Source organism: Streptomyces sp. NPDC048718, from assembly GCF_043198875.1.
Taxonomy (GTDB): Bacteria; Actinomycetota; Actinomycetes; order Streptomycetales; family Streptomycetaceae; genus Streptomyces.
The window spans coordinates 16,451-39,498 of record NZ_JBICVG010000001.1 but is presented as its reverse complement, the minus strand read 5'-3'; the positions used below and the strand labels follow the sequence as shown (position 1 = coordinate 39,498).

Genomic DNA, 23,048 nt, shown 5'->3' with positions numbered 1-23,048 from the left:
GGGGACCGACCGCCCGCCCGGGTGACGGCCCGCGGGCCGGCCGCGTGACGGCGCGGTGACCGTGGGGTGACGCGCCCTGCCGGAAGCAAGGTCACCCCGCGTAGACTGCCGCGCGTGGCCAAGGTGACGCGGGACGACGTGGCGCGACTGGCGGGTACTTCCACCGCGGTCGTGAGCTACGTGATCAACAACGGACCCCGGCCGGTCGCCCCGGCCACGCGCGAGCGTGTCCTCGCCGCCATCAACGAGCTGGGCTACCGGCCCGACCGGGTGGCGCAGGCGATGGCGTCCCGGCGCACCGACCTCATAGGCATGATCGTGCCGGACGCCCGCCAGCCCTTCTTCGCGGAGATGGCGCACGCGGTCGAACAGGCCGCCGCCGCGCGCGGAAAGATGGTCCTGGTCGGCAACTCCGACTACCGGACCGAGCGCGAGATCCACTATCTGCGGGCCTTCCTCGGCATGCGCGTCTCCGGTCTCATCCTGGTCAGCCAGGGCATGAGCGAGCAGGCGGCGAGCGAGATCGAGGCGTGGGACGCCCGGGTCGTGCTGCTGCACGAGCGTCCGGAGGCGATCGACGACGTCGCCGTCGTCACCGACGACATCGGCGGCGCGCAGCTCGCCACCCGTCACCTCCTGGAGCACGGTCACCCGTACGTGGCGTGCCTGGGCGGCGTCCCCACCACCCCCTCCATCGGCGACCCGGTCACCGACCACGTCGAGGGCTGGCGGCGGGCCATGGTGGAGTCCGGGCGGTCGACCGAGGGACGTCTCTTCGAGGCCCCGTACAACCGCTACGACGCCTACCAGGTCGCCCTCGGCCTGCTGTCCGGCCCCGACCGGCCGCCGGCCATCTTCTGCTCGACGGACGACCAGGCGCTCGGTGTCCTGCGGGCGGCGCGCGAGCTGCGGATCGACGTGCCGGGGGAGCTGGCGGTGGCGGGCTTCGACGACGTCAAGGAGGCGGCCCTCGCCGACCCGCCGCTGACCACGGTCTACTCCGACCGTCCGGCGATGGCCCGGGCGGCGGTGGACCTGGTGCTCGACGACTCGCTGCGGGTGTCGGGGTCGCGGCGCGACCGGGTCCGGCAGTTCCCGTCGGCGCTGATCGTGCGCCGGTCCTGCGGCTGCGGCTGACCCCGCTCGGACCCCCGGCCCGGTCCGGGCCGGGCCGGCTCCGCACTGGCGGACCGGCCCGCCCGCCAACTATCCGGAACCTCCGACTCCGCTCCGCCTTTATTTCGGGCATACGGGGTTCTGCCGGGCTTCTCACCGCGTCCTCAGACGGCTCTCATGTACGGCTCCGACAGTCGTAGCCATGACGGACTTCCCGGAGCACCAGCCGCAGCAGCCCCAGCCCCAGCCGTCCTGGCAGTCCTGGCCGCCGAGGACCGGGCGGACCGGGCCCGAGGAGCAGCCGGGCACGTCGGCCACGGCGGCCATGCCGCCCGTACCGCCGACGCCGCCGATGCCCCCGATGCCGCCGTACGACCCGGCCCGGCCGTTCCACACCGGCGCCCCCGGCGCGTACGAGCAGCCCGCCCCGCACGGGCGGACCCGGCGGACCCGGCGGCGCGGCGCCGGCCTGCTGACCGCCGTCGCGATCGCCGCGGCCGCGATCGGCGGCGGCACCGCGACCCTCGTCGAGCGGTGGACGAACGACTCCCCCGGCATCACCGCGGCGCCGAGCCCGGTGGACGGCACCACCGTCGCCGCCGGGAGCAAGGGCACGGTCGCCGGGGTCGCCCATGCCGTCTCGCCGTCCATCGTGGAGATCTCCGCGACGGGCTCCGGCGGCAAGGCCACCGGCTCCGGCGTGATCATCACCTCCGGCGGCGAGATCGTCACCAACAACCATGTGATCTCCGGCGCCTCGACGCTCACCGTCCGGCTCAGCACCGGCAAGACGTACGCCGCCGAGGTCGTCGGCACCGACCCCGCCAAGGACCTCGCCCTGATCAAGCTGCGCGGCGCGGCCGGGCTCAAGGCCGCCACCCTCGGCGACTCCGCCGGTCTCACGGTCGGCGACCAGGTCGTGGCCATCGGCTCCCCCGAGGGCCTGACCGGCACCGTCACCAGCGGCATCGTCTCCGCGCTCGACCGGGACGTGACCGTCGCCCGCGAGGACGGCGGCCAGAACGGCCAAAGCGGCCAGAGCGATCAGGGCCGGCAGTGGGATCCGCGGCAGGGCTGGCCGTTCGAGTTCGGCGGGCAGCGCTTCAACGGCGACACCGGCTCCTCCAAGACCACGTACAAGGCGATCCAGACCGACGCCTCCCTCAACCCGGGGAACTCCGGCGGCGCGCTGATCGACATGAACGGCCGGATCATCGGCATCAACGCGGCGATGTACGCGCCCGGCTCCGGCGGCGACTCGGGCACGGCCGGCAGCGTCGGCCTCGGCTTCGCGATCCCGGTGGACACCCTCAAGGCCGACCTGCCCGCCCTGCGCGCGGGCGGCGGCAGCTGACCCGCGTGAGCGACCCATGGGACGCTGACCCCATGAGTGGCATCGTGGGGCAGCACACCGGAGCGCACGCCGGAGCGCAGGCGGGGCAGCAGACCGACAGCGGCGGCGGCACCGAGCGCATCCTCATCGTCGACGACGAGCCGGCGGTGCGCGAGGCGCTGCGCCGCAGCCTCGCCTTCGAGGGGTACGGGACCGAGGACGCCGTCGACGGGCTCGACGCGCTCGCCAAGCTGGCGGCGTACGCCCCTGACCTGGTCGTCCTCGACGTCCAGATGCCCCGCATGGACGGTCTGACCGCAGCCCGCCGGATCCGGGCCGGCGGCTCGACCGTGCCGATCCTCATGCTCACCGCCCGCGACACGGTCGGCGACCGGGTCACCGGCCTCGACGCGGGCGCGGACGACTACCTGGTCAAGCCCTTCGAGCTGGACGAGCTGTTCGCCCGGATCCGGGCCCTGCTGCGGCGCAGCTCGTACGCCGCCGCCCGGGCCGCCGCGGCCGCCGAGCCGGCCGGCGGGGGCGACGTGCTCGCCTTCGGCGATCTGCGGATGAACCTCGCGACCCGCGAGGTGACCCGGGGCGGCCGGGCCGTGGAGCTGACCCGGACCGAGTTCACGCTCCTGGAGCTGTTCCTGGCGCACCCGAAGCAGGTGCTCACCCGCGAGCAGATCCTCAAAGCCGTCTGGGGCTTCGACTTCGAGCCCAGTTCCAACTCGCTGGACGTGTACGTGATGTATCTGCGGCGCAAGACGGAGGCGGGCGGCGAGCCGCGGCTCGTGCACACCGTGCGGGGCGTCGGGTACGTACTCCGGACCACCGGCACGGGTACGGGCGCGGGCTCCGGCACGAGCGGGGGCACGGACGGGGGTGCCGGCGCCGTATGACCGGACCCGTCGCCTGGTTCCGGTCCCGGCCGCTGCGCTCCCGGCTCGCCCTGCTGACCGCCCTCGCCGTGGCGGTCGCGGTGGCGGCGGTGTCGCTGGCCTGCTGGCTGGTGACCCGCGCCCAGCTGGAACACGAGCTGGACGCGTCGCTGCGCGGCAGCAAGGTGGACGACCAGTACGTCAACCTGGTGCTCGCCGGCTGCCGCACCGAGAGCCCGGTCCCCCCGCTGCCCCCGTACACCGTGCAGGTCGTCCTGCCCGACGGCACCGCCTGCACCTCCGGCAAGGCCGCCATCCCCGTACAGAACGAGGACCTGCGGGTCGCCCAGGGCCTCGTCCCGGACACCCTGCACACCACCCGGGACGCCGACGGCCGCGCGATGCGCGTCTACACGTACCACCAGCCGGGCCGGTACGGCATCGCCGTGTCGCTCGCCCGGCCGCTGTCCGAGATCGACAACTCGCTGTCCACCCTCGGCTGGGTGCTGCTCCTCGTCTCCGGCATCGGCGTGCTCGGCGCGGGCGCGGCCGGGCTGTGGGTGGCGCGCACCGGGCTCGCGCCCGTGGACCGGCTGACCGGCGCGGTCGAACACGTCGCCGCGACCGAGGACCTGACCGTACGGATCCCGGTGGAGGGCGAGGACGAGATCGCCCGGCTCTCGCGGTCGTTCAACATGATGACGGCCGCGCTCGCGACCTCCCGCGACCGGCAGGCCCGGCTGATCGCGGACGCGGGCCACGAACTGCGCACCCCGCTCACCTCGCTGCGCACCAACATCGATCTGCTCGCCCGCAGCGACGAGACCGGGCGCGCGCTGCCGCCGGACGACCGGCGGGCCCTGCTGGCCTCGGTCAAGGCCCAGCTGACGGAGTTGTCGTCGCTGGTCGGCGACCTCCAGGAGCTGGCCCGCCCCGAGGCCGTCACGCCCGGGCCGCTGGAGGTGGTGCCGCTGCACACCATCTTGCGCGCGGCCCTGGACCGGGCCCGGCTGCGCGGGCCGGAGCTGGCCTTCGAGACGGACCTGGCGCCCTGGTACGTCCGGGCGGAGCCCGCCGCGCTCGAACGCGCCCTGGTGAACGTCCTCGACAACGCGGTGAAGTTCTCGCCGCCGCGCGGCACGGTCGAGGTACGGCTGATGCGTGGCGAGCTGACTGTACGGGACCACGGTCCGGGCATCGCGCCCGACGAACTCCCGCACGTCTTCGACCGCTTCTGGCGCTCCCCGTCGGCCCGCAGCCTGCCCGGTTCGGGGCTCGGTCTGTCGATCGTGGCCCGTACGGTCGGGCAGGCGGGCGGCACCGTCGCGCTCACCCCGGCGGACGGCGGCGGCACCGTCGCCACCCTCCGCTTCCCGGGCGCCCCGACCCCGCCGCCGGACCGGCCCGCCGCCGTCTGACGACCGCGCGCCGACCCGCGTACGCGCCCCGCGCGCCCGCCCTTGAGCGATCCGCGTCAGCTGTTGGACCAGGAGCGGGTGCAGAGCACCAGCCGGTAGCCGTCCGGGTCCTGGAGGGTCACGCCCCAGGTGTCCCAGTACGGGTTGTGCGCGGGCACCCGCGTCCCGCCCGCCGCTTCGAGCCGGGCCACGAGGTCGTCCGGCACGGGGCCGTCCAGATAGACCACGAGCAGGTCGTCGGGGGTCGGGGTCGGTTCTAGGCTGTGTCTTCAAACTGCCGCCTGCCGTGCGACGCCTGGCACGCACGCTCGCTGCGTTGTCGGATCACCCAAGTACATCCAGTACAAGGGCGAACCTCCGCCTTGCGATCGCACGCACCAGACGCCGCACGGCCCGGCCTGCGGCCGGACGACGGCAATTTGAAGACACAACCTAGGGGCGCGGCGGGGTCCCGGGTCAGTTCCAGGTGCCAGCCGGCGTCCCGCCAGCCGACCATCAGCAGCGAGTGGAGCCGCTCGCCGCCGTCCGCCTCGTGCGCGTACAGCACGTCGAGGCCGAGCCCTTCGACCCAGAAGCGCCGGGCCGCTTCCAGGTCGCGGGAGGGGCGGGCGACGCGCATATGCGCGGTCGAGATCGCTGACATCCTGTCGGCTCCTTGGGTCCCTGGGTCCTGGGGGCGAGCTGCGCCGTCGTACGAACGTCCGTCGGTCCGGAGCGTAGTCAGCGGTACGGCATATGCCATCGGGCGCCGGTCGTAGGTCCGCCGCCCGAGCCCCGTAAGCCGCCCTGGTCTCGTTAAAACCCCCGCCGCCCCGCCCCTCACACCGCGCTCTTCTGCTCCGCGACGACCCGTGCCCGCTCCCCGAGAGACCGCACGACCCGGCTCCGCGGCTGCGCCGCGACATGCCCGCGCAGCACCGCGAAGTGCTCGTCGCCGCGCGCGGTCGACAGGGCGGTGTAGTCGTCCAGGAACCGGTCCCAGGTCACGCACGCCGCCTCCACGTGCCCCCGCTCCCACTGCCGGGCGGCGAGCACCCCGTGCGCGTGGACCCGGCCCTGCCGCTCGTGCGCGGAGCGGACCCGGTTGGACCGCTGGAGCGCCATGATCGAGCCCGGCAGATCGCCCAGCTCGTACAGCACGTGCGCGACATGGAAGTGGTACGCGGCCTGGTCGTACCCGCCCACGGCGTCGTTGCGGCCGTCCGCGCGGGCCAGCGCCGCCTCCGTCTCCCGCAGCCGGTTGAACGCCTGCCGGCGGTCCTTCACCAGGGCCGCGCCATGCGCCTGCTGCCCGCGCAGGAAGGCCACGAGCCGGGGCCCGGCGGCCGGGGCCGCCTCGGCGGCGGAGTCCGCGTACTCCAGGGCCCGGGCCCCGTAGCGCAGGTTCGCCGCCTGGAGCGCCATGCCGCGCAGGGTCCGGCAGTACGTGAGGTGGTCCTGGGCGTCCCGGGCCAGCTCCAGGGCCTGGACGAAGTAGCGCTGCCCGAGGCCGTGCGCCCGCTCGTACATCGCCATCCACCCCGTCAGATAGACGAAGTCCGAGGCGGCGGCCTGCATGTCCCGCTTCACCGCCGCCGAGGCGTCGGCCCGCAGCCAGGACAGCACCGTGTTCGTCAGGAAGGCCGCGGCCATCGGACGGGCGTGGCCGCCGCCGAGATCGTCCAGGATGATCGCGATGTGCTGGGTCATCGTCCGGACGGTGGCGACCTCGCCCGCGCCGATCCGGACCGTACGGCCGGCCGCGGTCTCCTCCCCGGCGGGCTCGGGCGGTGTCCCCGGGTCCGCGAACCCCGGCACCGTCAGGGCCGCCGAGTACAGCCCGGCGGTGAGCACCCCCCGCCGCGACGGGTCCATGTCCTTCCCGGCCAGGTCGGCGAGACCGCGCGTGCCGGTCGCGGGCGCGATGAGCGCGCCGTCCGCCCCGCCCTCCCCGGCGCCGCCCGCGCCACCGCCGTCGGGCCCGGCGAACCCGAGCTCCGCGCAGCTCACGGGCCGGCCGAGGCGCCGGGACAGGGCCTCGGCGACGACCGGCCGGACCGGTTTCTTCGGCAGGGAGCCACGCAGCCAGTACGTCACCGTGCTGGCGGAATGGCTGAGGGTCAGCCCGGCCTCGGCGCCGGCGCGGTTCACCGCGCGGGCGAGCTGCCCGTTTCCCCAGTCGGCCTCGGCCATCACGCGTGCGAGGGCCGTGTTCGGCGTGCGTCCCATCCCAGCTCCCTGGCGTTCAACGCATTCAACGACGTGCACAGCATGAGGCGCTCTCCCCGTCGGTGTACCCCCGTTGAATGACTATCAGCCATCCGCGCCAACGGATGTCCTCGGAAAGGAACGCCGCCATGACCGCCGCCGATCCCTGCCCCTGTGCGCCGAGCCGCGCACTGCGCGACCGCGCGGCACGAGGGTGGGAGAAGTTCGTGCACCGTGCCACCGCCGGACTCCAGGGCGCGCCCGGCCACCCGGTCGACTCCGCCGGTCACGAGCAGCATCCGCTGGTCAACAGCCTGGTGCGGGACATTCCGAGCGGCAAGGAGGGGGTCCTGCTCGCCGTCACCCACGAGCCGCACCCCGACGGACGGGTGGTGCGCATCGCCCACATCCGGCCCCTCTCGGGCGTCGAGTGGTCGACGGCGGCCGACAACGTGCAGGCGGTCCGCTGAGCGCGCCGGGCCCGCGGCCGTGCGCCCGCGCGGACGCAACCGCACGTACACACCCGTCCACCCGCATGACACGAAAGAGGGCGGCCTCCGCCGAAACGGAGACCGCCCTTACGCGCGCTTACACGCGGCCGGGCATATGCCCGGCTTTCCTCTGCTTACTGAAGGACCTGTTTACTGAACGACCTTGATGCGGTCGGTCGCCGGCACCGCGAGCGGGGCCGAGGCGGAGGAGTTCGCCGCCAGGTAGGCGTTGAAGACATCCAGGTCCGAGGCGCCGACGAGCTTGTTCGTACCGGCCGCGAGGGCCGCGAAGCCGTCGCCGCCGCCCGCGAGGAACTCGTTCATCGCGACACGGTAGGTCTTCGACGGGTCGATCGCCGCACCGTTCAGCTTGATGCTGTCGGTCACCACACGGTCCGCGCCCGACTTGGTCAGGTCGAGCGTGTAGGTCAGGCCCTTCGAGACCTGGAGGATCTTGACCGCGTTCAGGTTCGCACCGCTGACCTGCTGCTTCAGCGCCTGGATCAGGTTGGCGCCGGTCAGGTCGACCACGTTCATCATGTTGGTGAACGGCTGCACCGTGAAGGACTCGCCGTAGGTCACCACGCCGTCGCCCTCGGCGCCGGAGGCCTTGTAGACGAGGTCGGAACGGATACCGCCCGGGTTCATCAGCGCCACCTGGGCGCCGCCCTTGTCCGCCGGGGCCAGGCCCGCGAGCTGCGCGTCGGCGATCACGTCGCCGAGCGGCTTCTCGTACGCCGTGGAGCCGCGGCCGTTGATGTCGGCGGCGATCCAGCCCTGCGGCCGGTTCGCGATCGGCGCCGCCAGCTCCTGCCACTTCCCGATCAGCCGGGTCATGTCCTCGGCCTTCGGGACGTCACGGGTGACGGCGTGGTTGGCCGAGTCGACGGCGGTGCGCACGATGTCGCCGGTGGCGCGGTCGTACGTCAGCGTGGTGTCGGTGTACAGCCGGCCGAACGACGCCGCCGAGGTGACCAGACGCGGCTTGCCCGCCGGGTCGGGGATGGTGCACACGTACGCGTTGTGGGTGTGACCGGTGACCAGCGCGTCGACCTGCGGGTCGACGTGCTTGGCGATCTCGGTGATCGGACCGGAGATCCCGCCGCCCGCGGCCGGGCTGTCACAGTCGTAGTCGTAGTTCGCGGAGGCCGGCACACCGCCCTCGTGGACCAGGGCGACGATGGACTTGACGCCCTGCCGCTCCAGGATCTTCGCGTACTTGTTGATCGTCTCGACCTCGTCGCCGAACTTCAGGCCCTTGACGCCCTCGGCGGTGACGATGTTCGGGGTGCCCTCCAGGGTCACACCGATGAAGCCGATCTTGACGCCTTCCTTCTCCCACACGAAGGTCGGGTCGAGCAGCGGCTTGCCGGTCTTCTCCTCCGTCACGTTGGCGGCGAGGTAGGGGAAGTCGGCGCCGCCGAACTTCTTGTCGGCGGTGAAGCAGCCGGCCGTCGGGTGGCAGCCGCCATTCCGCATACGGGCCAGCTCGACCGCGCCCTCGTCGAACTCGTGGTTGCCGACCGAGGTGACGTCCAGGTCCATGCCGTTGAGCGCGTCGATGGTCGGCTCGTCGTGGAACAGGCCGGACAGCAGCGGGGACGCGCCGATCAGGTCACCGGCGGCGGCGGTGATGGAGAAACGGTTGCCCTGACGGGCCTGACGCAGGTGGGTGGCGAGGTACTCGGCGCCGCCCGCGTCGATCTTCTCCGTGGTGCCGTCCGCCTTCACCCGGCTGACCTGGCCGGACGAACCGGCCGGGGGCTCCAGGTTGCCGTGCAGGTCGTTGAAGGAGAGCAGCTGGACGTCGACCATCCGCCCCCAGCCCTTGCCGTTGGTGCCGCCCTGCCCGGCGGCGGTGTCCTGCGCCGCGCCGGCCGGCATCGCGGCGACCAGCGCGCCGACGGTGGCGAGGCCCGCACCGGCGGCGAGGATGCGCCGTCCGGCCTTGTTCTGCTTCCTTGTCCCTGCCATTTTTCCGAGTTTCCCCATTTTCTGAACGATTTCCGCTGCTGCTCGCGCAGCCTAAGGTCAACGCGCGTAGCGCAACAGGGGGGATCGGGTTACGAGAGTCGAACAACTTCAAGGTCCCCGCCCCGCCCCACACCTGACAGTCTCGCGTCCGTATCCCGCGGGCCCGCGCCCGCCCCCCGTACGCTCGTCACCATGACTTCTGACGCGGCGCCGGCCCTCGAACCCGGTCGGCAGATCACCATCCACGAAGAACTGACCCCCCAGCAGATCCAGGACGTCCTGGATCTGCTGGAAGCCGCCGACCACGCCGACGGCGTCCACGCCGTGTCGGAGCAGGGGCGGCTCTATCTGCGCCACGGCCGGCGCGAGGGCGTCCGGCACCTCCTGCTCACGGTCGGTCCGCGGCTCTACGGCTACGCGCAGGTCGAGGAGACCGACCCGGTCGAGGCCCCGGCCGCCGAGCTGGTCGTCCACCCCGCGCACCGGGGCCGCGGGCACGGACGGGCGCTCGGCCTGGCGCTCCTGGAGGCGACCGGGAAGCGGCTGCGCGTGTGGGCGCACGGCGGCAAGCCGGCCGCCCGTCACCTGGCCCAGGTGCTCGGTCTGACCCTGTTCCGCGAACTGCGCCAGATGCGCCGCTCGCTGGTCCCGCTGGACCTGCCCGAGCCGGTGCTGCCGGAGGGCGTCACCGTGCGTACATTCTCGCCCGGCGCGGACGACACGGCCTGGCTGTCCGTCAACGCGACCGCGTTCGCGCACCACCCGGAGCAGGGCTCGCTGACCCAGCGCGACCTGGACGACCGGATGGCCGAGCCGTGGTTCGACCCGAAGGGCTTCTTCCTCGCGGAGAAGGACGGCCGGATCGTCGGCTTCCACTGGACGAAGACGCACGCCGAGGAGCAGCTGGGCGAGGTGTACGTGGTCGGCGTGCTGCCCGACGCGCAGGGCGGCGGCCTCGGCAAGGCGCTGACGGCGACGGGCCTGCGGCATCTGGCGGGCGAGGGGCTGCCGACGGCGATGCTCTACGTGGACGCGGACAACACGGCGGCGGTCACGGTGTACGAGCGGCTGGGCTTCCGTACGCACGAGGTGGACCTGATGTACCGCGCGGAGTCCTGACCGGGCACCACCGCCCGTAAGAACCGAGGCGAACTCGCCTGAAGAAGGGGACGGTTGACACCGTCCCCTTCTTTGCACCACCCTTTCACTACTTGATTAGTGAAAGGGTGGTGCAAGCGCGTGCTCGCCTACCGCATCGACCGGCGCAGCGGGGTCGCCACCTACCTCCAGATCGTCCAGCAGACGCGACAGGCGCTGCGCATGGGCGTCCTGACCCCCGGCGACAAGCTGCCCACGGCCCGCGAGGTCGTCGAGGCGACCGCCATCAACCCCAACACGGTCCTCAAGGCCTACCGCGAACTCGAACGCGAAGGGCTCGTCGAGGCCCGCCGGGGCCTCGGCACCTTCGTCCGCGCCACTCTCGGCAGCGCCGCCCCGGCCGACTCGCCGCTGCGCGCCGAACTCGCCGACTGGGCCCGCCGGGCCCGCGCGGAAGGGCTGGACCGCGAGGACGTGGCGGCGCTCTTCACATCCGTACTGAACGAACACTTCCAGGGGGACGCATGACCGAGGGACACAGCACACACAGCGGCGACGGGCCGCCCGCGCTCACGGCCGACGGACTCGGACTGCGCTACGGCGGACGGTCCCGCCCCTGGTCCCTGCGCGACTGCTCCTTCACCCTGCCCGCCGGCCGGATCTGCGCCCTCGCCGGGCCCAACGGCGCCGGAAAATCCACCCTCCTCGCCCTCGCCGCCGGGCTGCTCCGCCCCACCGAGGGCACGATCGGCGCCCCGGAGCGCGAGCGGATGGCGTACGTCGCCCAGGACCGCCCGCTCTATCCCCAGCTCACCGTCGCCGAGACCATCGACCTGGGCCGCGAGCTCAACCCGGGCCGCTGGAACGCCGACGCCGCGCGCGCCGTCGCCGAGGGCCTGGACTGGAAGGCCCGCGTCCGCTCGCTCTCCGGCGGCCAGCGCACCCGCCTCGCGCTCGCGCTCGCCCTCGGCAAGCGGGCCGAACTCCTGCTCCTCGACGAGCCGATGGCCGATCTCGACCCGCTCGCCCGGGTCCAGCTGATGGGCCTGCTGATGGCCGACGCCGCCGAACACGGCACCACGATCGTGATGTCCTCGCACGTCCTCGGCGAACTCGCCGACTCCTGCGATCATCTGCTGCTCCTGCACGGCGGCCGGATCCGGCTCGCCGGCGCCGTCGACGACCTGCTCGACGCGCACACTCTGCTGACCGGCCCGGCGGCGGACGCCGACCTCACCTCGTACGAGGTCGTCGACTCCCGCACGACGGGCCGCCAGTTCACCGCGCTCGTCCGTACCGGGGGCGCCCCGGTCCCGGACGGCTGGCAGCGCACCGAGCCGTCCCTCGAAGAACTCGTCCTCGCCCACCTGCGCGCGGCCGCCGCCACGCCGGAAGGAGCCGCAGCATGAGCGCCCCGACCCTGACGAACCCGGGCCCGGGTCCCGCCGGCCCGGCGAACCCCGCCCCTGCCCCTAAGGGCCCGTCCCCCAGGGGACTTTCCCTACGGGCCTTCGCCAAGGTGACGACCCGCCAGCACCGCTGGACGGTGGTGGCGGCGCTCGGTCTGGCCGTGATCGCGGCGGCCGTTCTGCTGGCCACCGTCTACGTGTCCGACCAGGCCACGGACGTCCTCAAGGCGGCCGGATGCGTGAAGGACACCCACGATCACGGCTGTGCCCAGCCGGTGCGCGAGTATTTCGACGCCCAGTATCTCGCCAGTCGCCTTCCGGAGTACGTCGGCCTCGGCATACTCCTCCTGCCCGCCGCCGTCGCCGGCTACATGGCGGGTCCGCTCGTCGCCCGCGAGCTGGAGACCGGCACGTACAAACTGGCCTGGACCCAGTCCGTCTCCCCGGCCCGCTGGCTCGCCGCCAAGCTGGCCGTGCCCGCCGCGTTCACCGTCGCGCTCATGGTGGTCCTCAACCTGGTCTTCGGGTGGTCCTGGCCCAACGGCTCCCAGGACGACTACCCCGGCCGCTGGTACGACCACCTGTTCTACGTCTCCCTGCCCGGCACCGTCCCCGTCGCGACCACCCTCTTCGGCCTGGCCCTCGGCGCCCTGCTCGGCCTGCTGATCCGCCGCACCCTGCCCGCCCTGCTGACCTCCACCCTGCTCACCTGCGGCGTGATCGCCGCCTTCGCCAAGTACCGCCACCTGCTGTGGCCCACCGAGACCCTGACCGGGCCGACCGCCTTCATCGGCTCCGACCGCACATGGACGGTGAAGTGGGGCAGGCTCGACCCCTCCGGCCGGAAGGTCGACCTCGTGGACTGCAAGTGGGACGCGGCCTGCCGCAAGGGCCAGGACGGCTTCACCGACTACGCCGAGGTCCACCCCCAGAGCCACTTCTGGCCACTCCAGCTCGTCGAGACCGGCGTCCTGCTCGCCCTCGCCGCCCTCGCGGTCCTCGCCGCGTTCCGCGTCCTGCGCTCCCGGCTGCCGTAGGCCGGGTCCCGTAGGGGGTGGGGCCCGCGCCGGGGACGGGCCCCACCCCCCTACGGGCATCCCCGGACCACCCCTGGCCACCGCCCCGACCGCCCTACAAACCCGGCCCCCGATTCCCGCACGTCACGTCCCCGTTACCGGCCATTCAGAAGCGCTTGCGAAGCTCACGCAATGAAGCGCTCCGTGCCCGCCCGCGCCCGCGCCCTCCCCAAGGGGAGGCTTCCCTCCCCCACGGCCCGCTCCGACGCGCCCGACCACCCCTTCGCGCGGAAGAATGGGCTTATGAGCCAGCAGCCCGCCGAGGTACCGGTCACGAACCCTAAGAACGCGCCCGCTCCGGCGGCCCAGCCCTCGCTGGGTTCCATAGCCGCGCACCGGCCGCAGACCGTGCACGGCGGCCCCGTGAGCGAGCTCGCCCCCGACCTCGACGCCGACCCCGACACGTACGAGGACGACGAGGCCGGCGAGCTGCCCCAGGGGCGCTTCCTCGACCGCGAACGCAGCTGGCTCGCCTTCAACGAACGCGTCCTCGAACTCGCCGAGGACCCCGCGACACCGCTTCTCGAACGAGCGAACTTCCTCGCGATCTTCGCCTCGAACCTCGACGAGTTCTTCATGGTCCGCGTCGCCGGGCTCAAGCGCCGCATCGCCACCGGCGTCGCCACCCGCTCCGCCTCCGGCCTCCAGCCGCGCGAGGTGCTCGACCTGATCTGGACCCGCAGCCGCGAACTCATGGCCCGGCACGCCGCCTGCTACCAGCAGGACGTCGCCCCGGCCCTCGCCGACGAGGGCATCCACCTCATCCGCTGGCCCGAGCTGACCGAGAAGGAACAGGCCCGCCTCTTCACCCTGTTCCGGCAGCAGATCTTCCCGGTCCTCACGCCGCTCGCCGTCGACCCGGCGCACCCCTTCCCGTACATCTCGGGGCTCTCGCTCAACCTCGCCGTCGTCGTCCGCAACCCGGTCAGCGGCCACCGCCACTTCGCCCGCGTCAAGGTCCCGCCGCTGCTCTCCCGCTTCCTGGAGGCCTCCCCCGAGCGTTACGTCCCGCTGGAGGACGTCATCGCCGCGCACCTGGAGGAGCTGTTCCCGGGCATGGAGGTGCTCGCGCACCACATGTTCCGGGTCACCCGCAACGAGGACCTGGAGGTCGAGGAGGACGACACCGAGAACCTGCTCCAGGCCCTGGAGAAGGAGCTCATGCGGCGCCGCTTCGGGCCGCCGGTGCGGCTGGAGGTCGAGGAGTCCATCGACCCGTACGTGCTCGACCTGCTGGTCCGCGAGCTGAAGGTCTCCGACTCCGAGGTCTATCCGCTGCCCGGCCCGCTCGACCTCACCGGCCTGTTCGGCATCGCCTCGCTCGACCGGCCCGAGCTCAAGTACGCCACGTTCGTCGCCGGCACCCACCGTGACCTCGCCGAGGTCGAGTCGGCGTCCGCACCCGACATCTTCGCGGCCGTACGCGAGCGGGACGTGCTCCTGCACCACCCGTACGACTCCTTCTCCACCTCCGTGCAGGCCTTCCTGGAGCAGGCGGCGGCCGACCCGTCCGTCCTCGCCATCAAGCAGACGCTGTACCGCACCTCCGGCGACTCGCCGATCGTCGACGCCCTGATAGACGCCGCCGAGTCCGGCAAGCAGGTCCTCGTCCTCGTCGAGATCAAGGCCCGCTTCGACGAGCAGGCCAACATCAAGTGGGCCCGCAAGCTGGAGGAGGCCGGCTGCCATGTCGTCTACGGCCTGGTCGGTCTGAAGACGCACTGCAAGCTGTCGCTCGTCGTCCGCCAGGAAGGCGACGTCCTGCGCCGCTACAGCCACGTCGGCACCGGCAACTACCACCCGAAGACGGCCCGGCTCTACGAGGACCTCGGCCTGCTCACCGCCGACCCGCAGGTCGGCGCGGACCTGTCCGACCTGTTCAACCGGCTCTCCGGCTACTCGCGCCGCGAGACCTACCGACGGCTCCTCGTCGCCCCCAAGTCGCTGCGCGACGGCCTGGTCTCCCGGATCACCAAGGAGATCGCCCACCACCGCGCCGGCCGGCCCGCGTACGTCCGGATCAAGGTCAACTCGATGGTCGACGAGGCCGTCATCGACGCCTGCTACCGCGCCTCCCAGGCCGGTGTGCCGGTCGACATCTGGGTGCGCGGCATCTGCGCCGTACGCCCCGGTGTCGAGGGCCTGTCCGAGAACATCCGGGTCCGCTCGGTCCTCGGCCGCTTCCTCGAACACTCCCGGATCTTCGCCTTCGGCAACGGCGGCGAACCCGAGGTGTGGATCGGCAGCGCCGACATGATGCACCGCAACCTCGACCGCCGTATCGAGGCCCTGGTCCGGGTCACCGACCCCGGCCACCGGGCCGCTCTCTCCCGGCTCCTGGAGACCGGGATGTCCGACACCACCTCCTCCTGGCACCTGGGCGCCGACGGGAACTGGACGCGGCACGCGACCGATCCCGAGGGCCGGCCGCTCCGGCACGTCCAGGAGATGCTCATCGACGCGCGGAGGCGCCGGCGTGCCCAATCCTGACCCCACGCAGGACATCACGCGAAACGACGTCGCTCGGGAACCCCTACGGGGTCCCGTACGAGGTCCCGTACGGACCCCCGTACGGGGCCTCGCACCCGATGTCACCGCGGGCGAGATCCTCGCCCCCTACCTGCACGCCCGCGCCGCCGACTTCCTGCGCGGGATCCGGCTGCACACCGAGAGCGGCACCGGCACCGCAAGCGTGGAGGAGGCCGCCGGCACCCTGCGGGCGGCGGCCCGCCGGATCAGCGGCACCCTGCACACCTTCCGGCCGCTGCTCGACGCCGCCTGGGCCGACCAGCTGCGCGCCGAGCTGGCCTGGCTGTCCGGCACCCTCGCCCTCGAACACGCCTGCACCTCCCGGCTGGTCCGGCTCGCCGACGCGCTGTCCCGGCTGGCCGGCGTCGGACCGGCGGCCACCGCCTCCGCCACCGCCGCCGTTCCCGCCGCGCGCGGGAACGGAGACGCCGAGAGCGGCCGGGCCCTGACCATCGGCGCCGCCCGGGCCGGCGCCCTCCTGGAACGCCAGCTCACCCTCGCCCGCACCCGCGCCCACTCCGCCGCTCTCCAGGCCCTCGGCTCCGCCCGCTTCCACGCCGTCGCCGACGCGGTCGCGCTGCTCGCCTCCGAGGTCCCGCTCAGCCCGGCCGGCGCCGCCCGCGCCGACGAGGTCCTGGACGCGCCCGCCGCCGTCGTCGAACGCCGGCTGCGCGACGCGGTCGGCGTCCTCCCGCTCGCCCGGGCCGCCGCCCCGTACAACGCCACCGCCCTCGGTCTGAGCGCCGGCGAGTCCCAGGACGCGCCCTGGCACCAGACCCGCGGTCTGCTCCGGCTGCACCGGTACGCCGGGGAGGTGCTGCGCGGCGGCGCGGAGGGCGACCCCGTCCTGTCCGAGGCCGCCCGCGCCCTGGACCGGCACCGCGACGCCGCCGAGGCCGCCGCCGCGGCCTCGGCCGCCGCCCGTACCCCGCGGATCGCCCCGGCCACCGCGTACGCCCTCGGGGTCCTGCACGCCGACCAGCGCCACGAGGTCGAGGCCGCCCGCTTCGCCTTCCAGCGCGCCTGGTCCCGTACCCCGGCGGCGGTGTGGTGACCGGCCCGTCCGGCTCGACCGCCGTGATCGTCGCGGCGGGGGCCGTGCTGTGGCGGCCGGCCCGCGCCGGGAGCGGGAGCGGGGGCGGGGGCGGGGGCGGGGGCGGGGGCGAGGGAGTCGAGATCGCCCTCGTCCACCGGCCCAAGTACGACGACTGGTCGCTGCCCAAGGGGAAGCTGAAGCGCGGGGAGACGCTGGCCGCGTGCGCGCGGCGCGAGGTCCTGGAGGAGACCGGGCAGTCCTGCGCGCTGGGCACCCGGCTGCCCATCGTCCGCTACCCGGTGAACGGGCGGCCCAAGGAGGTCACCTACTGGACGGCGCGCGCCCTCGGCGGCGCGTTCACCCCGAACCGGGAGGTCGACACACTCCTGTGGCTGCCCCCGGCCGCCGCCCGGCTCCGGCTCACCCAGCCCCGCGACCGCGCCCTGCTGACCTCGGCGCTGCACCACGCGGCCTCGGACACGGACAGCCGGGCATGAGACGACTCCGCCCTTCCCCTACGGGCGTCCTCAAGCGGCCCTGAGCCGGCCCCGGGCCCATCCCCGAGAGCCTCCCGCAAGGGACGGATGGCGTCCCCTCGCCAACTTCCCCCGGCCGTACTGACGCGGGGAAACCGTGCCCCTTACGTTCGTCTTGGTGACGCTTGCGGTCATCTCGTCACCTCTTCGCCTCTTCATACGACTCACCGTCGCCCCCCTGCCCACCCGCCCTCCGTCCGGAGTCCGGCGGCACGAGCGTGCGCGGACACGAGACCACCGGGCCACCGGGCCCCCCGGCCACCCGGCCACCCGGCCACCCGGCCACGAACCCCCTGCTCGGCGCGGCGGCGCGCTCCGCACCTCACCTTCCGGCACGGTTCACTTGCCGTTCACTCTCTTCCATGGGTCGCTTCACCTGTTCTGCCTAATTTCAGCCTTACGAGGTGCTCGGCCCGAACCGGACCGGCGCCCCACCACCCGACACACGCCGCCACGGATACGTTCAGGACATCAAGGTCCACGGCAAGGCGGCTCCTGGAAGGAACACCCGAAAGTGAAGCTTTCGCGCAAGAACGGGCTTCGCGCCTCCGCGATCGGCGCCCTCGTCGTCTCCGGCGCGCTCGTCCTCTCGGCGTGTGGTTCGGACAACAACAGCGAGCCCACCAAGGACGGCGGCACGTCCGCGTCCGCCGCGGCGTCGAACATCAAGTGCGACGGCGCCAAGGGCCAGCTGCTCGCCGCCGGCTCCAGCGCGCAGAAGAACGCGATGGACCTGTGGGTCAAGAACTTCCAGGCCGCGTGCGCGGGCGTCGAGGTCAACTACCAGGCCATCGGCTCCGGCGGCGGTATCACCAAGTTCACCCAGGGCCAGGTCGCCCTCGCGGGCTCCGACTCCGCCCTGAAGGACGAAGAGGTCGCCGCCTCGCAGAAGGTCTGCAAGGGCGGCAAGGGCATCAACCTCCCGATGGTCGGCGGCCCCATCGCCATCGGCTACAAGCTGAACGGCGTGGACAACCTCGTCCTCGACGCCCCCACCCTCGCCAAGATCTTCGACGCGAAGATCACCAAGTGGAACGACGAGGCGATCGCCAAGCTGAACCCGGGCGCCAAGCTCCCGTCCAGCACCATCCAGGCGTTCCACCGCTCCGACGAGTCGGGCACCACCCAGAACCTCGGCAAGTACCTGTCGACCGCCGCCGCGGCCGACTGGAAGTACGACCCGAAGACCAAGTCGTGGCCCGCCCCGGGTGGCCAGGCCGCCAACGGCTCCGCCGGTGTCGCGACCGCCGTCAAGGGCGCCGAGGGCTCCATCGGCTACTTCGAGCTGTCGTACGCGACCGCCAACCAGATCAGCACGGTCGCCATCAACACCGGCGCCTCCGCCCCGGTCGCCGCGACCACGGAGAACGCCTCCAAGGCCGTCGCCGCCGCCAAGGTCAAGGGCACCGGCAGCGACCTGGCCCTGTCCCTCGACTACGCCACCAAGGCCGAGGGCGCGTACCCGATCACCCTGGTCACGTACGAGATCGCCTGCGACAAGGGCAACAAGGCCGACACCCTGCCGACCCTGAAGGCGTTCCTCAACTACACCGCCAGCGAGGAGGGCCAGAAGGTCCTCTCCGACGCCGGCTACGCCCCGCTCCCGGCCGAGATCGCGGCCAAGGTCCGCGAGATCGTCCCGACCCTGTCCTGACCCCACGCCGGGGACGGCCTCTTCCGCCTCCCGCCACAAAGAGCGAAGAGGCCGTCCCCGGCATCCGGTGCACCGCCGCCAGGAGCCCGCACCCCGCGCCGCACGCACGCCCGTCCCAACCCCCGCGCGCGACCGTACGGCTCCGCAGACCGGAGAAATCAGATGGCTACGACCACACCCGACACACCCGACACAGGGGAGCCCCGCCGGCTCTCCACGTCCACCGGCCGCGCCGGTGACCGGATCTTCATCGGTCTGTCCCGCGGCTCCGGCATCACGCTCCTCGTGATCATGGCGGCCATCGCGGTCTTCCTGACCTACCGCGCCGTCCTCGCGATCTCGAAGGACTCCACGAACTTCTTCACCACCTTCGAGTGGAACCCGGCCGGCCACCCGCCGGTCTTCGGCATCGCGGTCCTCGCCTTCGGCACGATCGTCTCCTCGGTCATCGCCATGGCCATCGCCGTGCCCGTCGCGATCGGCATCGCGCTGTTCATCTCGCACTACGCCCCGCGCAAGCTGGCCAAGCCGCTCGCGTACGTGGTCGACCTGCTCGCCGCCGTGCCCAGCATCATCTACGGCCTGTGGGGCGCGATCTTCCTCGTCCCGTACCTGGGCGGGCTCAACGCGTGGCTCGACCAGTACCTGGGCTGGACGTACCTCTTCGACCGCTCCAGCGACGGCGTCGCCCGCAACCTGTTCACCGTCGGCATCCTGCTGGCGATCATGATCCTCCCGATCATCACCAACGTGACCCGTGAGGTCTTCCTCCAGGTCCCGCGGATGCACGAGGAGGCCGCGCTCGCCCTCGGCGCGACGCGCTGGGAGGTCGTCCGCATGTCGGTGCTGCCCTTCGGCCGCTCCGGCATCATCTCCGCCTCGATGCTCGGCCTCGGCCGCGCGCTCGGCGAGACGATGGCCGTCGCCGTCGTCCTCTCCCCCAGCTTCCTCATCTCGGGTCATCTGCTCGACCCGGGCGGCGGCACCTTCGCCCAGAACATCGCCGCGAAGTTCAACGAGGCCGACGCCTACGGCCGGGACGCCCTGATCGCCTCCGGTCTCGTCCTCTTCGCCATCACGCTGCTGGTCAACGGCGCCGCGCGCATGATCATCGCGCGCCGCAAGGAGTACTCGGGGGCCAGCGCATGAGCCACGCGATACAGGACCGTCCCGTCACCGCGACGCGTCCCCGCCGCCCGCTGTCCCAGGCCCGCCTGCCGCGCTGGACCCCGGCCGCCGTCGCCGCCGGGTCGATCGCCGCCGGCTGCGGCCTCGGCCTCGCCGCCGGCTGGCACAGCAAGGTCCAGTGGGGCCTCGTCTCCGCGCTGCTCTTCGTCCTCGTCACGTACGCCGTGACCACCAAGGTCGAGGGCGCGCGCCAGGCCAAGGACCGCGTCGCCACCAGCCTCGTCTGGGTCTGCTTCGTCCTCGCCGTCATCCCGCTGCTCTCCCTCGCCTGGGTCACGATCAGCAAGGGCATTGAGGTCCTCGACCCGTACTTCCTCAGCCACTCGATGAACGGTGTCCTCGACGCCGAGACCGGCGGCGGCGTCTACCACGCACTGCTCGGCACCATCGAGCAGGTCGGCATCGCGACCCTGATCGCCGCCCCGATCGGCCTGCTCACCGCGGTCTATCTGGTCGAGTACGGCGGCGGGACGCTCGCCAAGGCCGTCACCTTCTTCGTCGACGTCATGACGGGCATCCCGTCGATCGTCGCGGGCCTGTTCATCCTCGCCACCTGGAACCTGATCCTGGGCTTCGGCCCCTCCGGGTTCGCCGGCTCGCTGGCCCTCGCGATCCTGATGATGCCGGTCGTCGTCCGCTCCACCGAGGAGATGCTGAAGCTCGTCCCGAACGAGCTGCGCGAGGCCTCCCTCGCCCTCGGCGTCCCCAAGTGGCGCACGATCCTGAAGGTGGTCCTGCCCACCGCGATCGGCGGCATCACCACGGGCGTCATGCTCGCGATCGCCCGAATCACCGGTGAGACGGCCCCCGTGCTGCTCCTGGTGTTCGGTACGCGACTGATCAACCCGAACCCCTTCGAAGGCGCCCAGTCCTCCCTGCCGCTCTACGTGTACGAGCAGTACGCGGTCGGCACCGACGCCGCCGTGGCCCGCGCCTGGGCCGCCGCGCTCGTCCTGATCGCCTTCGTCATGATCCTCAACCTGGTGGCCCGCGGCATCGCCCGCTGGAAGGCCCCCAAGACCGGCCGCTGACGCGGTCAACGGAAGTGAATTGATATGGCCAAGCGAATCGACGTCAGCGGCCTTTCCGCCTACTACGGCAACCACAAGGCGATCGACGACATCTCGATGACCGTCGAGCCCCGCTCCGTGACGGCCTTCATCGGCCCCTCCGGCTGCGGCAAGTCCACCTTCCTGCGCACCCTGAACCGCATGCACGAGGTCACCCCCGGCGGCCGCGTCGAGGGCAAGGTGATGCTCGACGACGAGAACCTGTACGGCGCCGGCGTCGACCCGGTCGCGGTGCGCCGTACCGTCGGCATGGTCTTCCAGCGCCCCAACCCCTTCCCCACCATGTCGATCTTCGACAACGTGGCGGCGGGCCTGCGCCTCAACGGCTCGTACAAGAAGTCCGAGCTGAGCGAGATCGTCGAGCGGTCCCTCAAGGGCGCCAACCTCTGGAACGAGGTCAAGGACCGGCTGAACAAGCCGGGCGCCGGCCTCTCCGGCGGCCAGCAGCAGCGGCTCTGCATCGCCCGCGCCATCGCGGTCGAGCCCGAGGTGCTCCTGATGGACGAGCCCTGCTCCGCGCTCGACCCGATCTCGACGCTCGCCGTCGAGGACCTGATCGGCGAGCTGAAGGAACAGTTCACGATCGTCATCGTGACGCACAACATGCAGCAGGCCGCGCGTGTCTCGGACCGCACCGCGTTCTTCAACCTGGCGGGCGTGGGCCAGCCGGGCAAGCTGATCGAGCTGGACGACACGGCGCGCATCTTCTCCAACCCGAGCGTCCAGGCGACCGAGGACTACATCTCCGGCCGCTTCGGATAGACCGCGCGCCGCGCGCTCCACTCGCTCCGCGGCTTCACGGCTTCACGGCTTCACGGCTCCACACCGCTCCACCCACCCAGACGTCCCGCCCATGGGCGGCCGGCGGACACCGGGGGCACGGCACACGCCACGCCCCTCCCGGTTCCGGCCCCGGCCACCCGCCCATGGACCGGGCACCCACGCCGTACGGTGCTGCATGGCGGTGCCGCCGTACGACGAACCGGGCCCGGCTCCCCTCGCGAGGGGAGCCGGGCCCGGCCATGTGTACGGGGTCTTCGGGCGGCGTCAGCCGAAGAAGATCTTGACGACGTAGTAGCTCGCCGCGGCGACGATCGCGGCGGCCGGCATGGTGATGAACCAGCCGAGGATGATGTTCTTGGCCACGCCCCAGCGCACCGCGTTGACGCGCTTGGTGGCACCCACACCCATGATCGCCGAGGTGATGACATGGGTCGTGGAGATCGGCGCCTTGAAGAGGAACGCCGTGGTGAACATGATCGACGCGCCGGTCGTCTCGGCGGCGAAGCCCTGCGGCGGATCCAGCTCGATGATCTTGCGACCGAGGGTCCGCATGATCCGCCAGCCGCCCGCGTACGTACCGAGCGAGAGCATCAGCGCGCAGGAGATCTTGACCCACACCGGGATCGGCGCGTCGGCGCTCTGGACGTCGCCGATGACCAGCGCCATCACCACGATGCCCATCGTCTTCTGGGCGTCCTGGAGGCCGTGGCCGAGCGCCATGCCCGCCGCCGACACGGTCTGCGCGATCCGGAAGCCGCGCTTGGCCTTGTGCGGGTTGGCCTTGCGGAACAGCCACATGATCAGCGTCATCACCAGGTAACCGGCGATGAGGCCGACCACCGGGGACAGGAACATGGGGATGACGACCTTCTCGAGGACGCCGGACCAGATGACCTCCGTGCCACCCGCGAGCGCCGCGCCCACCATGCCGCCGAACAGCGCGTGCGAGGAGGACGAGGGAAGACCGAAGTACCAGGTGACGAGGTTCCAGACGATCGCGCCGAGCAGGGCGGCGAAGAGGATGCCCATCCCCTTGTCGCCGGTCGGCGTGGCGATCAGGCCCTTGCTGACGGTGTGCGCGACGCCCTGGCCGAGGAAGGCGCCGGCGAGATTCATCACGGCGGCCATCGCGAGCGCGGCCCGCGGGGTCAGCGCCCGGGTCGACACCGAGGTGGCGATGGCGTTCGCCGAGTCGTGGAAACCGTTGGTGTACGTGAAGCCGAGCGCGACACCGATGGTCACGATCAGCGCGAAGGTGTCCACGGA

At 72.3% G+C, this 23,048-nt stretch carries 20 protein-coding genes and 1 pseudogene; 16 read left to right on the top strand and 5 right to left on the bottom strand.

Annotated elements, in window-relative coordinates:
• Nucleotides 1-114: 114 nt before the first annotated feature.
• From ACGFRB_RS00195 to ACGFRB_RS00180, 4 genes are all read left to right on the top strand, one after another.
• On the top strand, nucleotides 115-1,137 hold the full coding sequence (locus tag ACGFRB_RS00195; RefSeq protein WP_363001888.1) for a LacI family DNA-binding transcriptional regulator: 1,023 nt from the start codon (nucleotides 115-117) through the stop codon (nucleotides 1,135-1,137).
• A 181-nt stretch (nucleotides 1,138-1,318) separates the two neighbouring features.
• Entirely contained in the window at nucleotides 1,319-2,470 is a 1,152-nt protein-coding gene (locus ACGFRB_RS00190; RefSeq protein ID WP_393236965.1) for a S1C family serine protease, read from the top strand.
• Nucleotides 2,471-2,502: 32 nt separating this feature from the next.
• Nucleotides 2,503-3,354, top strand: coding sequence for a response regulator transcription factor (locus ACGFRB_RS00185; RefSeq protein ID WP_393236962.1), 852 nt, complete (start codon nucleotides 2,503-2,505; stop codon nucleotides 3,352-3,354).
• Nucleotides 3,351-4,751 carry a sensor histidine kinase gene (locus ACGFRB_RS00180; protein WP_393236959.1) on the top strand — a complete coding sequence of 467 codons (1,401 nt, stop codon included), beginning with the start codon at nucleotides 3,351-3,353 and terminating at the stop codon, nucleotides 4,749-4,751. Before ACGFRB_RS00185 ends, ACGFRB_RS00180 begins: the two co-directional genes overlap by 4 nt.
• Nucleotides 4,752-4,807: 56 nt before the next feature.
• On the opposite strand, the pseudogene ACGFRB_RS00175 reads toward ACGFRB_RS00180, so the two are convergent.
• The 3 genes and pseudogenes from ACGFRB_RS00175 to ACGFRB_RS00165 form a co-directional block, all read right to left on the bottom strand.
• Nucleotides 4,808-5,011: pseudogene (locus tag ACGFRB_RS00175) on the bottom strand (VOC family protein); the annotation flags it as partial.
• Nucleotides 5,008-5,394, bottom strand: coding sequence for a VOC family protein (locus tag ACGFRB_RS00170; RefSeq protein WP_393236956.1), 387 nt, complete (start codon nucleotides 5,392-5,394; stop codon nucleotides 5,008-5,010). The gene ACGFRB_RS00170 and the pseudogene ACGFRB_RS00175, both read right to left, overlap by 4 nt.
• A gap of 176 nt (nucleotides 5,395-5,570) precedes the next feature.
• A complete protein-coding gene (locus ACGFRB_RS00165) occupies nucleotides 5,571-6,959 on the bottom strand; it encodes a hypothetical protein (protein ID WP_393236953.1) in 1,389 nt (462 codons plus the stop codon).
• Between the two features lie 128 nt (nucleotides 6,960-7,087).
• Here ACGFRB_RS00165 and ACGFRB_RS00160 point away from each other — a divergent pair, with 128 nt between their 5' ends.
• On the top strand, nucleotides 7,088-7,408 hold the full coding sequence (locus tag ACGFRB_RS00160) for a hypothetical protein (RefSeq protein ID WP_363001876.1): 321 nt from the start codon (nucleotides 7,088-7,090) through the stop codon (nucleotides 7,406-7,408).
• A 171-nt stretch (nucleotides 7,409-7,579) separates the two neighbouring features.
• Here ACGFRB_RS00160 and ACGFRB_RS00155 read toward each other — a convergent pair whose 3' ends face one another.
• Nucleotides 7,580-9,403 carry a bifunctional metallophosphatase/5'-nucleotidase gene (locus ACGFRB_RS00155; RefSeq protein ID WP_393236950.1) on the bottom strand — a complete coding sequence of 608 codons (1,824 nt, stop codon included), beginning with the start codon at nucleotides 9,401-9,403 and terminating at the stop codon, nucleotides 7,580-7,582.
• Between the two features lie 192 nt (nucleotides 9,404-9,595).
• Between ACGFRB_RS00155 and mshD the strand changes: the two genes are divergently transcribed.
• From mshD to pstB, 11 genes are all read left to right on the top strand, one after another.
• Nucleotides 9,596-10,522, top strand: coding sequence for a mycothiol synthase (mshD, locus tag ACGFRB_RS00150; RefSeq protein ID WP_393236947.1), 927 nt, complete (start codon nucleotides 9,596-9,598; stop codon nucleotides 10,520-10,522).
• A 120-nt stretch (nucleotides 10,523-10,642) separates the two neighbouring features.
• Nucleotides 10,643-11,029, top strand: coding sequence for a GntR family transcriptional regulator (locus tag ACGFRB_RS00145; protein ID WP_393236944.1), 387 nt, complete (start codon nucleotides 10,643-10,645; stop codon nucleotides 11,027-11,029).
• On the top strand, nucleotides 11,026-11,910 hold the full coding sequence (locus tag ACGFRB_RS00140; protein ID WP_393236941.1) for an ATP-binding cassette domain-containing protein: 885 nt from the start codon (nucleotides 11,026-11,028) through the stop codon (nucleotides 11,908-11,910). Before ACGFRB_RS00145 ends, ACGFRB_RS00140 begins: the two co-directional genes overlap by 4 nt.
• Nucleotides 11,907-12,947, top strand: coding sequence for a hypothetical protein (locus ACGFRB_RS00135; RefSeq protein ID WP_393236938.1), 1,041 nt, complete (start codon nucleotides 11,907-11,909; stop codon nucleotides 12,945-12,947). The genes ACGFRB_RS00140 and ACGFRB_RS00135 overlap by 4 nt, the downstream gene beginning before the upstream one ends.
• A 282-nt stretch (nucleotides 12,948-13,229) precedes the next feature.
• Nucleotides 13,230-15,476, top strand: a complete 2,247-nt coding sequence (locus tag ACGFRB_RS00130) for an RNA degradosome polyphosphate kinase (protein ID WP_393236936.1) — start codon at nucleotides 13,230-13,232, stop codon at nucleotides 15,474-15,476.
• Between the two features lie 115 nt (nucleotides 15,477-15,591).
• Complete coding sequence (locus ACGFRB_RS00125) at nucleotides 15,592-16,569, top strand: CHAD domain-containing protein (RefSeq protein WP_393238152.1); 978 nt, start codon at nucleotides 15,592-15,594, stop codon at nucleotides 16,567-16,569.
• Complete coding sequence (locus tag ACGFRB_RS00120; protein ID WP_393236934.1) at nucleotides 16,566-17,048, top strand: NUDIX hydrolase; 483 nt, start codon at nucleotides 16,566-16,568, stop codon at nucleotides 17,046-17,048. Before ACGFRB_RS00125 ends, ACGFRB_RS00120 begins: the two co-directional genes overlap by 4 nt.
• Nucleotides 17,049-17,601: 553 nt before the next feature.
• The gene (pstS, locus tag ACGFRB_RS00115; RefSeq protein WP_393236932.1) at nucleotides 17,602-18,741 is read left to right on the top strand and encodes a phosphate ABC transporter substrate-binding protein PstS; all 1,140 of its coding nucleotides are present in this window, start codon (nucleotides 17,602-17,604) and stop codon (nucleotides 18,739-18,741) included.
• Nucleotides 18,742-18,903: 162 nt separating this feature from the next.
• Complete coding sequence (gene pstC, locus ACGFRB_RS00110) at nucleotides 18,904-19,890, top strand: phosphate ABC transporter permease subunit PstC (RefSeq protein WP_363001860.1); 987 nt, start codon at nucleotides 18,904-18,906, stop codon at nucleotides 19,888-19,890.
• Entirely contained in the window at nucleotides 19,887-20,960 is a 1,074-nt protein-coding gene (gene pstA, locus ACGFRB_RS00105) for a phosphate ABC transporter permease PstA (protein WP_363001858.1), read from the top strand. Before pstC ends, pstA begins: the two co-directional genes overlap by 4 nt.
• 24 nt (nucleotides 20,961-20,984) lie before the next feature.
• Nucleotides 20,985-21,761: a phosphate ABC transporter ATP-binding protein PstB gene (pstB, locus tag ACGFRB_RS00100; RefSeq protein ID WP_363001856.1), complete on the top strand. Its 777-nt coding sequence runs from the start codon at nucleotides 20,985-20,987 to the stop codon at nucleotides 21,759-21,761.
• 285 nt (nucleotides 21,762-22,046) lie between these two features.
• On the opposite strand, the gene ACGFRB_RS00095 is transcribed toward pstB, so the two are convergent.
• A complete protein-coding gene (locus ACGFRB_RS00095; RefSeq protein ID WP_363001854.1) occupies nucleotides 22,047-23,045 on the bottom strand; it encodes an inorganic phosphate transporter in 999 nt (332 codons plus the stop codon).
• Nucleotides 23,046-23,048 lie beyond the last annotated feature (3 nt).